The 13208-nt window shown below is 67.2% G+C and carries 11 protein-coding genes; 4 read left to right on the top strand and 7 right to left on the bottom strand.

Features of this window, described 5'->3' with window-relative positions:
- Positions 1-158: 158 nt before the first annotated feature.
- Entirely contained in the window at positions 159-617 is a 459-nt protein-coding gene (locus tag V1318_RS15635) for an Lrp/AsnC family transcriptional regulator (RefSeq protein WP_332940646.1), read from the top strand.
- 66 nt (positions 618-683) lie between these two features.
- Here the strand turns inward: V1318_RS15635 and V1318_RS15640 are convergent, their stop codons facing one another.
- Both V1318_RS15640 and V1318_RS15645 read right to left on the bottom strand, forming a co-directional pair.
- On the bottom strand, positions 684-2126 hold the full coding sequence (locus V1318_RS15640; protein WP_332940647.1) for a hypothetical protein: 1443 nt from the start codon (positions 2124-2126) through the stop codon (positions 684-686).
- A gap of 370 nt (positions 2127-2496) precedes the next feature.
- On the bottom strand, positions 2497-3153 hold the full coding sequence (locus V1318_RS15645; protein WP_332940648.1) for an O-methyltransferase: 657 nt from the start codon (positions 3151-3153) through the stop codon (positions 2497-2499).
- Between the two features lie 89 nt (positions 3154-3242).
- Here V1318_RS15645 and V1318_RS15650 point away from each other — a divergent pair, with 89 nt between their 5' ends.
- The 3 genes from V1318_RS15650 to V1318_RS15660 all read left to right on the top strand — a co-directional run bounded on the left by V1318_RS15650 (position 3243) and on the right by V1318_RS15660 (position 5188).
- Complete coding sequence (locus tag V1318_RS15650; RefSeq protein WP_332940649.1) at positions 3243-3545, top strand: hypothetical protein; 303 nt, start codon at positions 3243-3245, stop codon at positions 3543-3545.
- A gap of 58 nt (positions 3546-3603) precedes the next feature.
- Entirely contained in the window at positions 3604-4236 is a 633-nt protein-coding gene (locus V1318_RS15655; RefSeq protein WP_332940650.1) for a TetR family transcriptional regulator, read from the top strand.
- A 418-nt stretch (positions 4237-4654) separates the two neighbouring features.
- A complete protein-coding gene (locus tag V1318_RS15660; RefSeq protein ID WP_332940651.1) occupies positions 4655-5188 on the top strand; it encodes a hypothetical protein in 534 nt (177 codons plus the stop codon).
- A 351-nt stretch (positions 5189-5539) separates the two neighbouring features.
- Here V1318_RS15660 and V1318_RS15665 read toward each other — a convergent pair whose 3' ends face one another.
- From V1318_RS15665 to V1318_RS15685, 5 genes are all read right to left on the bottom strand, one after another.
- Positions 5540-6094 carry a DUF2058 domain-containing protein gene (locus V1318_RS15665; protein WP_332940652.1) on the bottom strand — a complete coding sequence of 185 codons (555 nt, stop codon included), beginning with the start codon at positions 6092-6094 and terminating at the stop codon, positions 5540-5542.
- A 298-nt stretch (positions 6095-6392) separates the two neighbouring features.
- On the bottom strand, positions 6393-7490 hold the full coding sequence (locus V1318_RS15670) for an efflux RND transporter periplasmic adaptor subunit (protein WP_332940653.1): 1098 nt from the start codon (positions 7488-7490) through the stop codon (positions 6393-6395).
- A gap of 23 nt (positions 7491-7513) precedes the next feature.
- Positions 7514-10609, bottom strand: a complete 3096-nt coding sequence (locus V1318_RS15675; protein ID WP_332940654.1) for an efflux RND transporter permease subunit — start codon at positions 10607-10609, stop codon at positions 7514-7516.
- A gap of 283 nt (positions 10610-10892) precedes the next feature.
- Complete coding sequence (locus V1318_RS15680) at positions 10893-11750, bottom strand: LytTR family DNA-binding domain-containing protein (protein WP_332940655.1); 858 nt, start codon at positions 11748-11750, stop codon at positions 10893-10895.
- Between the two features lie 2 nt (positions 11751-11752).
- The gene (locus tag V1318_RS15685) at positions 11753-12835 is read right to left on the bottom strand and encodes a histidine kinase (RefSeq protein WP_332940656.1); all 1083 of its coding nucleotides are present in this window, start codon (positions 12833-12835) and stop codon (positions 11753-11755) included.
- Between the last annotated feature and the right edge of the window lie 373 nt (positions 12836-13208).

A 13208-nucleotide genomic window follows, 5' to 3' on the forward strand; every position in this document is an offset into this window, starting at 1 on the left:
TCTGCTCTCGCCGTTGATCTGGCCCCGGCTCGTCCGGCGCCTTGTGGGGAGGCAGTATGGACGAGCAAACATGCACTTATTCGCCAATTTCGTTGCCTGGCAGCCGTCAATGCCGCACTATTAGCCAATATTTTGTCTATTCATCGAATAATATGCTAATGAAATTGGACGCCCGCGATCGCGCCATCCTGCGCCTGCTTCAGGAGGACGGGCGCCTGACCAATGCCGACGTGGCCCAGCAGATCAACCTGTCGCCCTCGGCCTGCCTGCGGCGCGTCAAATTGCTGGAGGAGCGCGGCCTGATCGCGCGCTACGTGATGCTGCTGGACGAGAAAGTGGTGGGCCTGCCCGGCACCGCATTCGTGCTGGTGACGCTGGACCAGCAGGGGCGCGCCTCGCTGGACGCGTTCGAGGCGGAGATCCAGCAGCACCCCGAAGTCACCGAGTGCTGCCTGCTCGCCGGCACGGCCGACTACATGGTGCGCGTGGCCTACGCCGACTCCGCCGACTTCGAGCGCATCCATACCGAGATCCTGACCCAGCTGCCGGGCGTGGTGCGGGTGCAGTCGACGCTGGCGCTGCGCACGGTCAAGAAGACCACCGCGCTGCCGGTGTGAGGCCGTCCGCGGCCGCCGACGCAGGTCGCCGGCGCCAGCAGGCACCGGCGGCCGCGCGACGGACGCTCAGCTGATCGCGATCGCCAGCGTCAGCACCGCCAAACGATTGACGTAGGCCGACATCAGGTCGGCGTTGCCGTTGCCGTTGTTCTGCGGAGTGAACGCGTCGCAGGCGCCAGGAGGCGATGGCGAGCCGAAGCTAGGATTCACCAGCGCGTCGGCCATGGCGAGGATCGCCGGCTTGTACGCGGTCAGCAGCGCCGGCTCGGCCCGATAGGCCTGCAGCAGATAGCGCAGGTAGGCGCCCACGCCGGTCTGGTAATCGCCGTAGTCGCTGCCCGGCGGCGTCACGTTGTACGGGTCCGCGGCTCCCACCTCCAGCCAGGGCAGCGGGAAACTGCCGCTGACCGAACCGTAAGTGCGCGCGCGGAAATAGTTGGCGAAGGTGCCCTTGATGAGATCCGGGTACAGGCCGCACACCGGCGGCGGCGAGGCCTTGTAGATCGCATTCGCCTCGCGCAGGGCGCCGATCAGCAGGCCCTGGTCGCCGCTCCACGTCATGTCCTTGTTGTACGAGGAATCCCAGTAGATCTCGTTGTTCACCGCATGGAAGCTGGACACGCGCTCGCGCACCAAGGACCCGCCCTGCGAGCCCTGCTGCCCCGTCAGCAACAGCGACTGCAGCGGGTCCGCCGTCTTCAGCATCCACAGCTGCCACCAGGCGATCTGATCCTCCCAGGCCTGGTTGCAGGCCGCGAGGTTGAAACTCACCCCACTGAAGTACGGCGCTAAATCCGGCCGCTTCGCGGCCTGGGACAAGCGCAGGCTCAGCAGCGCATAGACGGCGTTGGTGACGGTATTCTGGATCGGATTGAGGACGTCGCCGCCGCCGCTGTTGTACTCGGGCGACGGAATGGGGTGCTCGGTGGCGGTGAAGGGCGAGTTCCAAATGCCGCCGGGCGAGTAGCGCGGACGCAGCTTGGCCTGCATGTCCGGCGTCACGCCCGGCCAGGTCTGATTGATGTAAACCCAGCAATTGGGCGCACCGGTGTTGTTGCCGTGGGTGCTGGCGAAGCTAGCCCACCCCGGCGGATCGAGGTAGGGATAGGCCCCCTGCGGCCCCGACACCGTCGACCAACCCGCGCCGTACATGTAGCACCAGGAATTGATCGCGATCTTGAGGAAGTCGTAGCGGTGCTTGGCCGCGAAGCCCAACTCGGCCGCGCGCAAGGCCGCGATGCCGATCCAGCCGAAGTCGTCCCACCAATTGCCTTTCTTGGTCGGATCCAAGGCGCTCAACGCGTCGTCCCCGTAATCCGCGCTATCGATACCGCTGACGACGAAGTAATCGAGCAGGCTGTCGAAAGCGCAGGCGGTCCGCCAGACATTGCCGGCGGAGTTCCACAGCGGGGTAATCTGTTTGAAGAGTGCAGCGGCTTCGGCCAGATAGGCCGCTTTATCGGCCGGCACGCCTTGTTGCGTGGCACGGCCATCCTGAGTGTCGTTCATGGCTTCATCCTTGAGCTGGGTGATAGGGAGCTGCGATCTGTGCTGCTCTTGGTGCGCAGGCAGCATAGCCCCATGCAAGCCCACGAACTCGACGACCTAGCCGTTCTCTACGACGCACGGCCATGTTCGTCGGCCCGGGCGGTACGGCGGCCGATGGCCCCGACCTCGTCACCGGGCATCCGCCGACGCCCGAGGGCGCCATCGGCCTTCGCCGCCTACAAGCAGCCCCGACACAGTCGCCCCTTCACGCATTGCGGCCGCCGTCAGCGCCGGTGCTGACGGCGGCATGGGCTCTCTGCCGCTCAGTCGGACACTGAGTGCAGCATGGGCGGTCCCGCCTTAGATGGACCGCACCCCGATCGCCGGTTCCTCAGACGACCCGCATCGACAGTTCGACATCGTCGGCGAAAGGAACGGATAGATAGCCGGACGCCGGCGAACGCACATGCGCCAGATATTCCGGGCTGAAGTCGGCGTTGTCCGCGACGATCAACGCGCCCGGCCGCAAACGGTCTTCCACCAGCGCCAGCACCTCGGCATACAGCGACTTGGCGCCGTCCAGCAGCAGCAGGTCGATCGAGTCGGGCAGATCCGACGCCAGGCTCTGCAGCGCATCGCCCGCACGCACCTCCACCAGGTCGACGAACCCGGCCTCGGCGATGTGCTGCCTCGCGCGCGCGACCTTGGACGGCTCGAACTCCGTGGTGAGAACGCGGCCGCCGCCGTTGTCGCGAACGGCCGCCGCCAGGTGCAAGGTCGAAATCCCGAAAGAGGTTCCGAACTCGACGACGCTGCGGGCTCCGGACGTGCGCGCCAGCACGTAAAGCAGACGACCGGTCTCGCGCGAAACCGGCAGCCAGAGATCCTTGAACCGCTCGTAGAAATCGACGTACTCGGTCTTGCTCAACATCAGGCGCTGGAGCTCGTCCTGCGACATCTGGGCGGCCTCCGGACTGCTGGCCGCATCCGCTTCGTTGAAGAGCCGATCGAGCAAGGGAGCAAGGGGTGCAACAGAAAGGGTGTTCATGGGCTTTATCCGTCTTGTGCGAGTGAAATCTCGTGCCGGCACACAATACGAATAATTCGTCGTTTTTCGTACTCGCATTGGCTTCCGCCATGCTCAACCCGACGCGAAACGCCTGGATTTCCGGCACTTTCGCCCAAGAACGGCCGATTGAACCGAACGCTTTCCGCGCATCGACCCGCCATCGTTCGCATTTCATGAGCACCGAACCCCGCTTCATCGCAGCAGAGCGGCTACTGAGCCACTGGCTGTACCGTTCGGCATCGCGAGCTTGCTTCCGCCGCAAGTGGAGCACCGCGACGAGCTCCACGACGGCCTACGTTGCCGGGCAAGAGTTCGTCATCGGCCACCAGATGGCGACTGACGGCAGCAGCGTCGGCGTGTCAGGACTCTGACCAGGGCCTATGATGCGACCCGTTCGTCATACCCATTGCGCGCACAGAAGGGCCGACCATGGCAGACCGCAAAGCCCCCAGGATCTCCTCGCGCAAGCAGCCCAAGCAGGCCCGATCGAACCAGCTGGTCGCCGCGATCCTGGAGGCGGCCGCCCAGGTCCTGGCCGCGGAGGGCGCGCAACGCTTCACCACCGCCCGCGTGGCCGAACGCGCCGGCGTCAGCATCGGATCGCTGTACCAGTACTTCCCCAACAAGGCCGCCATCCTCTTCCGCCTGCAAAGCGACGAGTGGCGGCAGACGTCCGACCTGCTCGGCCTCATCCTGAAAGACACCGCCCAGCCGCCGCAGGAACGGCTGCGCACCCTGGTCCACGCCTTCGTCCGCTCCGAATGCGAGGAAGCCCAGATGCGGGTCGCCCTCAACGACGCCGCCCCGCTCTACCGCAACGCGCCCGAAGCCAAGGAAGTACGCGCCGCGGGCAACCGCACCCTCCAGGCCTTCATGCGGGAAGTTCTGCCGAACACCCCCAGCGCCACCCGCCTGCGCGCAGGCGGCCTGATCAGCACGACGCTCAGCACCGTGGGCAAACAATTTTCCGAATCGCCGCGGACCCAGGCGGAGATCAAGGCCTATGCGGACGCGATGTCCGACATGTTTCTGGCCTATATCGAGCGCATCAAGCGGTCGTGAAATCGTTCCACCCAGGCGATGCCGGCACCGTCTCCGCCGCCCCCTTTTCCTCTGGGCTGGTGAAGTATTAAAGCTGGGGTGCGCGATCAGAAATGGACCTGGCCCTTTTACGCAAGCTCGGCCGAGGTTAGCCAAGCCCTGGCGCCTGACGGCCTCCTCTCGTTTGATCGCCGAGCCGACGCGGGGTTACCATGCCCGCGCGATCGCATTGATCGCCGTCTGTGTTCGTTGCCGCGGACCCGTTTCAGTGGCTCGCGACGTCTCTCACCCGTATCCACGCCGCCGGTCGCTCGTGCGACCCAATACTGCGCGCGATCACGAGGGGCGACGGCCTGGGCACGGACTTCGCTACCGACGGGCCGCGCGAGGCCGCGGCCTCCGGCATCGGAAGCATTCACCTCATTGAAAGGACATCGTTTTGAACAAGTTTCGCCATCTCGTACTGCTCGGTTTGCTTGCGCTGTTCGCCGCCGCCTGCTCCAGCGGTGGCCGCAGCACCATGACTCCCGACGAATACCTGCTGCACAACGTCTCGGCCTGGAACGGTGCGACCGAGTACATCAATCGCTGGCTCGGCGGCGAGCAGGGCGAGGCATTCACCCAGTCGCTGCAGGAACACAAGAACATGAAGCAGTACGCAGGCCCGCTGGGCCATGCGCGCGCCGAACTGGCGCAGGTGCTGATCCAGGTGCAGACCTTCCCGCCGCCGGAAGATGCGGTCGCACTGCGCGACATGACCGCGACCTACCTCAAGACCGCTGACAGCATCTACGAGACGATGCAGAAAGTCGCCGCGTTGCCGGACGGCTTCAGCGGCGAGCAGTTCGCGCCTTTGGGTAGCGAGCTCGAGCGCCTGGGCAAGGACCTGGAAACCCAGATGAGCCGCTTGAACGACGCCCAGAGTGCCTACGCAAAGAAGCATGGCATCCAGTTGCAGCAGTCCGGCGGCTGAGCGCTACGCCGATGACAAGCAAGGCCGGCTGCCGCGAGGCGCCGGCCTTTTTCATGCGGTGCGGCCGGCGCGCGCGCCAGGCAGCCGCAATACCGCCTGCCCGGTTCTGCTGGCGGCGAGCGCCTCGGCCGGCAATTGCATGTCGATCAGGTTTTGACTCACACCCCATCCTTAGCGGCCTGTGAGATCACACTGATCTCACGGCCAGCCCGCGCAGATCAGGACGATGCTCGCGAGCGTTGTCATGCGGATCGCGAAGCGTTCTGGGCAAGCGTGAAAGTTCGTGCTCCGCGCGTGACTCGCCGACAAAGCGCTCCGACTTCGGGCTCCAACCCCGGATCTCGGCGCCGATTACCAAACCAGGTCGTCGGGCACCTGGAACTGCGCGTAGTACGCATCGTCTTCGGCCGTCGTCGCGGTGGAACCGGCGTCGGTGGCCAGCCCGTGATCGAGCACGATCATGCTGGCATCGCGTTCGCGGACCTTGTCCGCCGCCGCGCGCGGCAGCAGCTCGTAGCGCTCGTCCACGCAGGCGATCACGAGCACGCCGGAGGACAACTTCTTGCGCAGGTCCTCATCGACCAGCACGCTGCGAATGACGCCGCCGGCGGTGAAGCGGTACTCGCTCTCGCCCGAACGCGGCACTTTCCGGTCCTCGATGATCTGCCGCGCCTGCGCGCGCAGTTCGGCGATGCGTGCCTGTGCCTTGCGCTCGGCCGCCAGCGCGCGGTCCCGCTCGGCCTTTTCGGCCCGCGCCCGCTCCGCCTCCAACTGGACCTCGCTGGGCCCGGACGCCCCCTTGGCGTGCCGCGCTTTGTTCTGCTCGCGCGCCACCTCGGCCACCTTGGACTTTTTGACCAGCCCTGCCTTGAGCAGCTGTTCCTGTAGCGGATTCGCCTTTGCCATGCCGCAGCTTCTTACCGGGGATTTCTGGCCATCATACCCCTGTCCCCGCCCCCTTCCCTCTGTGCTGGTGGAGTACCAGAACCGGGTACCCAATTGGAAATGAAGCAGACCCTCTTTTTACGGTACGGCTCAATCAAGGACTACCGTAGCAACCCGTAGCCATGGCCCCAGCCCCAAGGCCGTCGACTTCAATCGTGATCGGCTGCGCGCCGTGCCAACTAAGATCGACGAGCGAGCCTCGGAGTGCGTAAGCGATGCGTCGCCCGCATATCGAACCGCTTACACAGGTCCCCTTACGCTAGCGCAGCGCCACCCAGCTCGCAGCTTCCTGCACGGTCACCGTCTGTCCTGGCTCCACCCGCTCGCCGCCGCGCACGATCAGGCGATCGCCGGGCCTCACCTCGCCGCTGATCTCGACCAGATCGCCGACTTCGGTGCCGGTCCGCACCGGCAGGCGCTCGGCCTTGTTGTCGGCGCCTACGCGCAGCACGAAGCTGCCTTCGCGACGCAGGATCACCGCGTCGCGCCGCGCCGCCACGGTCACGCGCGGCGTGGCGCTGGGCATGCCCACTTCCACCGCCGTCCCGACCGGCAGTTCGCGCGCATCCATCGCAATGCGCAATTCGAGCTGACGCGAGGCCTCGTCGCCCACCGGCACGAACGCGCTGATCGGATGGGTGCGCTCCCGACCGTCCACCCGCACCAGCACCGGCATGCCGACGGCGAGGTAGCGGGCCAGGTCCACCGGCGCGCGCACGCGCACTTCCTGCGCCGAGGTGTCGACCAGCCGGGCAACCGCTGCGCCGCTGGCCACGTATTCGCCCAGTTGCACCTGGCGCTCGGCGACCACGCCGGAGAACGGCGCACGCACGGTCATCTGCGCGCGCTGGTGCCGCGTTTGCGCCAGCAGCGCCTGCGAACGCGCACGGTCCTGCATCAGCACATCGCGCTCGGCGCGCAGTTGCTCGTACTGAGCGCGCGCGATGTTCTGCTGCGCGGCCAGTTGCGCGTAGCGCTGCTCCTGTCGCGTGGCCAGATCGAGTTGGGCCTGGATGCGCGCCAGCTCCGCCTGCCCTTCCTGCTCGCGCAGGCGCAGGGCCGAGTCGTCGAGCACCGCCAGAGGCTCGCCGGCACGCACTTGCTGGCCGACCTCGGCCACGCGCACCACGCGGCCATTTTGTTCGCTGGCCACGCGCGCATCCCGACGGCTGATGACGCCGCCGGGCGCCCAGCGGCGCGGCGCCAGTTCGGTGCTCACCGCGGCCGCCACACCGACTACCGCTGGCGGCGCGTCGGGCTTGGCGGGAGCGCTCGCGTCGGCGTCGTAGTCCCACAGCGGGACGAACAATGCGGCCGCGAGCGCCGCGGCGATCAGTGTCTTGTACAAGGTGCGCATGGCGTACTCCGTGGGGAAGGAGGTCAGGACAGGGGGGCGGGCAGCGCGTCATCCGCGGCGGCGTCGCGGATGCGCACGGGACGGCGGGCCTCGGCCAGACGCAGCAGTGCGGGCACCAGCACCACCGTGAAGACCAGGCTGAGGGCGACACCGCCGACCGATACCGCGGCCAAGCCGCGGTAGATCACGGCGCCGGGGCCGGGGTTGATCGCCATCGGCAACGCGCCCAGCACGCCGGTCAGCGCGGCGATCAGGATCGGACGCAGGCGCTGACCCAGTGCCTGCTGCAGCGCCGTCTCCAGCGACGCGCCGGCCGCCTGTGCGTCGCGGGTCTGCGCGACCAGCAGGATCGCGTTGTTGATGACCATGCCCAGCAGCATGATGAAGCCGATCATGGACAGCAGATCCAGCGTCTGCCCCGCGATCAGATCCAGCGCGAGCAAGCCGAGAACGCCGCCGAGCACGGCCATCGGCAAGGTCGCCATGACGAATGCGCTGTCGCGCAGCGAACGGAACATCGCGGCCATCAGCAGGAACAGCACGACCAGTGCCATCGCGAAGTTCGAGCCCATGGTGCGCACGACCTGGCCCAGGCGGTCGGCGCTGCCGGAGATGCGGATTGCGGCATCGGCGGGCAGGGCGTCGCGCAGTGCCGGCACCACGTCCTGGTTGACGATGTCCAGCGCCTCCTCCAGCGACATCGCCGGCGGCGGGTCCACCGTCAGGGTCACGGTGCGGCGGCGATCGATGCGGCGCAACTGATTGGGCGCGAGCACCGTGTCCACCCGCGCCAGCTCGCCCAGGCTCAACAAACCGCCCTGCGGCGTGGCCAAGGGCGCGGCCCCGAGACGGCTGAAGTCTTCCTCGCGATTGCTGCGCAGGATGATCGCAAGGCGGCGGTCGCCATCGAAGTGCTCGCCCAGCCATTGGCCGTCGCCCAGCGTGCGCACGACGGTGCCCAGCTCCGGCCGCCGCCAGCCCACTTCGGCCAGACGGCGGTCGTCAGCGGTGATGCGCAGCTCCGGGGCGCCCGCATCGGCGTTGGGCCAGGCCTGGACGTTTGCGCCGGGGAACAGTTCGGTCAAGCGCTTGCGTCCGGTTTCCGCCGCGCGCGCGAGCGCGTCGCCATCGCCGTGCTGCAGGTGGATCTGGATCGCCCGCGCCGAGCCGCCGAAGCTGCCGAACAACTCGCCCTCGCCGGCGAAGGCGCGGGTGTCGGGGAAACCGACCACGATCTCGTCGCGCACGATGCGCTCGAGCTCGCCGATATCGTCCGGGTCGACCACGCGTGCGCCGATGGTGCCGCCGCCGGGCCAGACGTTGATGTACCAGTTGCTCAGCTGCGGTGGCTTCTCCCCGTCCATGTACGGCCGCATGCGCTGCAGGATCGTGGGCACGATCTCGCGATTGACGCGCTCCGGGCTCATGCCCGGCGGAAAATTGAACACGGCGTCCACCGCCGCGCGCTTGACCGGCGGCAGGTAGTCGATCTGCGGCAACAGGGCGAAGGTGAGCAGTATCGGCGCCACTACCAGCGCACCGACCCAAGCCCACTGGCGGCGGCGGCCGGTCGTCGTGCGCAGGGCCCATTCGCTGACCCGGGCCCAGTAGCGATGCTGTTGCGGGTTCTGCTTGCCGACGCGCAGCCAGTTGCCGGCGGCCGCCGGCAGCACGGTGAACGCGATCAGCAACGAGATACCGACCGCGATCGAGATCGTGAGCGCCAGGTCGGCGAACAACTGCCCCTCCACGTCCTCCATGAAGATCACCGGCAGGAACACGGCCACGGTCGTGAGCGTGGAAGCGAACAGCGCACCGCCGACCTGGCGGGTGCCTTCCAGCGCGGCGCGGCCGGCGGGCATGCCCTCTTCGCGCAGGCGCACGATGTTCTCGGCCACGACCACGGCCGCGTCCATCACCATGCCCACGGCGAACGCCAGGCCTGCGAGCGAAATCACGTTGAGGCTGCGCCCGGTCAGCTGCAGCACGATGAAGGTGGCCAGCAGCGAGATCGGAATCGCGCAGGCGATCAGGGTGGTGGCGCGCACGTCGCGCAGGAACCACCACAGGCAGCCGATCGCCAGCAGCACGCCCGCGAACAGGTTGCCCGACAGCAGGCCCACGGCGCGGTTGATGAACACCGAGGCATCGAAGCTCTGACGTATGTCCAGACCCAGCGGCTTGAGCTCCTTCTCGCGCACCTGCTCGACCACCGCCTTCACTTCGTTCAGCGTGTCCAGGACATTGGCGCCGTTCTCGCGCAGGATGCGCAAGCCGATCGCGGGGTTGCCGTTCTGATAGGCGAAGAAACGCTGCTCCGGTCGCTTCACTTCCACCTGCGCCACATCGCCCAGGCGCACCGGACGGCCGTCGCGCCAGGCCAGGATCAGCTCGCCCAAGGCCTCGGGGGAATAGCGGCCGGCGAAGCGCATCACGTATTCGCGACGGCCGGCCTCGACGACGCCGCCGGACACGTCGGTGGCGCGCGCGGCCACTGCGGCGACCTCGGGGATCTGGATGCCCATGGCCGCGGCACGCTCCAGATTCAGGGTGATCGTCAATTCCTCCGGCGCGCCGCCGTTGATCTCCACCCCGGCCACGCCCTCCACCGCGGACAGGCGCGGCACGATGCGGTCCTCGATCATCTGCCGATAGTCGAGGATGTTGCCGGGCGTGCCCGGCAGCTTCTGCACGAAGAAGTAGGTCAGCGAATTGTTGGCGTTGTCCGCGCCGGCCTGCACCACCGGCGGCGTCGCGTCGCGCGGCAAGGGCTGCAGGCGGTTCATGCGCGCCAGCACTTCCACCAGCATCGCATCCATGTCGCTGCCGACGGCGAAGGTCAGGCTGATCTGGCTGTTTCCGGCCTGCACGTTGGACGCGATTTCCTCCAGGCCAGGCAGGCCCTGCATCACCGCCTCGATCGGTTCGACGATCTCCGATTCCATCTCTTGCGGCGATGCCGCGCGCCAACCGGTCTGGATCGACATCTGCGGACGCTCGATGTCCGGGAACAGTTGCAGCGGCAGGTCGAGCAGGCTCATCAACCCGAAGGCGCAGACCATCACCACGGCGACGGCGACGGCGGCGGGATTGCGCAAGGAGGCTTCGGTGATCTTCATGGCGCATTCGTCGGCAGGCAGGCCGGCGCACGATGCGCCGCGCCCGCGAACACGCTATGGGCCGGAAGTCACAGTCTGCGACCAGTGGTTGCGGTGGTGCGACCAAGCGTTCGTCGCATCCGATACGCGCTATCGGCGCCCTGGCTGCAAGCACCGCGACGCGCGGGCACTGCTCGGCCCTCCGCGCTCACGGCCCGATACTGTTCGCAAGAATCGCACGCATGCCGTTTGGCTCCCGCCAGCGCGGGAGCGCGGGCGCGGGCACGCGCCAAAGCGGCACGCGTCAGATCAGCAGGGCCACTTTTTCCCGATGCGTGCGCGACAGTTTCAGCTCCTGCCCGCAGTCCAGCCGGATGAAGCCTTCGCCGTTGGTATGGGGGCGCAATTCCACCACCCGCCTGGCATTGACGATGGTGGAGCGATGGATCCGCGGAAAGCGCTGCGGGTCCAACTGCTTCTCAAGCTCGCGCATGGTCCCGCGCAGAATCAAGGTTTCGCCGTCGGTGTGGATGCACATGTAATCGCCGGCCGCATCGATCCAGCGGATGCTGCCCAGGTCGATACGCACCGTGCGGCCTCCGTCGCGCACCGCCAGCTTGTTGTCGTTGCGCAGCTGCTCGATGGCGTCCGGGCGCAGCGCTTCGTCCAGGCCCAGCGGCTCCCGGCCGCTGAGTTCGCCCAGCAGGCCCAGCAGGTGCGCGCAGTGGCCGCTGGCATCGCGCTGGGTCCGTGCGTAGCGCACACGCGCCAGCGCCTGCGCCAGGCGGCCTTCGTCCACGGGCTTGAGCAGATAGTCGGTGGCGGAGGCCTCGAAGGCGCGGATCGCGTAATGATCGTAGGCGGTGACGAACACCACCAGCGGCATCTCCGCCGCGGGTATATGGCGCAGGGCCTCGAAGCCGTCGACCCCCGGCATCTGCACGTCCAGAAACATCAGGTCCGGGCGCTGCAGGTGCACCGCGGCGATGGCCGCGGCACCGTCGCCGTACTGGCCCACCACCTCCACGTCCGCGTGCTCGCTCAGCCGCAGCTCAAGACCGCGGCGCGCCAGCGGCTCGTCGTCGACGATGATGGTACGCAGCCGGGCCTGGGCCAGCCGGTCTTCCCGCTCGACTGCCTGATGGCGAACGCCGTTATCCATGACTACTCCCCGGCGCCCTTGGTTTCGAACGGCAGTCGCAGTTCCACCTCGATGCCGCAGCGGCGATTGCGAACCATGAAGCCGCCGCTTTCGCCGTACAGCACGGCCAGGCGCTCGCGCGTATTGCGCAAGCCGACGCCCTTGCCCGGGGGCAGCTCGCCGTTCTCGAGCGCGCCGCAACCGGGGCCGTCGTCGATGACCCGCAGCACTAGGTGCTCGCCTTCGTGCTGCGCCTCGATCCGCAACAGCCCGCCTTCGACCCGCTTGGCCACCGCGTATTTGATCGCGTTCTCCACCAGCGGCTGCAACAACATGCTCGGCAGCAATGCGCGCCAGCACTCCTCTTCTATGTCGGTCTCGACGCGCAGCCGCTCGGTGAAGCGCATCTTCTCTATGTCCAGGTACAAGGTCAGCGCGTCCAGCTCCTGACGCAGAGTGACCCGCTGCATCGGATCGCTGTCCAGCGAGTGCCGCAGGAACGAGGACAGGCCCTGCACCATGCGATTCGCGGTGGGGTTTTCCCGATCCAGGATCAGGGTCGAGATGGCGTTGAGCGTGTTGAACAGGAAATGCGGGTTGAGCTGATAGCGCAACATCTTCAGCTGCGCCTGATGGGCCATGGTGCGCGAGGCCAGCGCGCGCCGCGTCTGGTCCTGCAGCTGGTGGTAGTACTTGATCCCCATGTACAGCCCGACCCAGGCCAGCACCACGTAGATATAGCCCAGCGCATAGGCGACGTAGGCGGCGTTGTTCGTCGGCGCGCAGGTGTCGCAGAACTCGATCATGACCCGCCGCGTGATCAGGTCAATCACCGCCGAGCTGGCCAGGATCGGCACCACCATCACCGCCAGCAGGCGCCGGGGCGACAGCGACCAGGCACTGCGCAGCAGATAGCGCAAGCCCAGGGTGACCAGCGAGCCGGTGACGGTGGCCGTCAGCGGCACCACCCAGTAGCCCGCCGGCTTGCCGTAGGCCACCGACTGCAGATAGCCCAGGCTGAAATAGGCAGCCCAGCCGCCCAGATGCAGCAACCAAAACAGGCGCTCGCGCGGCAGATCGAAGGGACGGGATGCGGTGATGGCCATGGGTGCCGGGAGCGCGCTGACGCAGATGCGTGGATGCTAACCCCAGAAGCGGGGATCCCGGCAACGGCTCGTCGGGCGATTCGAACGGCTCGGCGATTCCGCCCGGCGTTCGGCCCTGGCCCCGGTTGCGGCAAGGAAGGCCCATCGGGAGCGACGGACTATCGGGGCCCGATATGGGAGCAGGCCGCTCTTTATGGCATCCGGCCAGCGCGTCTCGTGAAGTGCACTCTGACCCCCATTCCTTACCCCCATTCCTTTGAGGATTAACCCGACCCACCTTCGGCCTACTGGTTGGGCGTTGCTGGCCCCAGAAACACGACAGCCCGATGATTGCCAGTGCCTGGGATGAGTGGTCGGGCCTTGAAGGCCGCGG

The sequence above is a fragment of the Lysobacter sp. CCNWLW3 genome, assembly GCF_036697405.1.
In the GTDB taxonomy this organism is placed as follows: Bacteria; Pseudomonadota; Gammaproteobacteria; order Xanthomonadales; family Xanthomonadaceae; genus Lysobacter.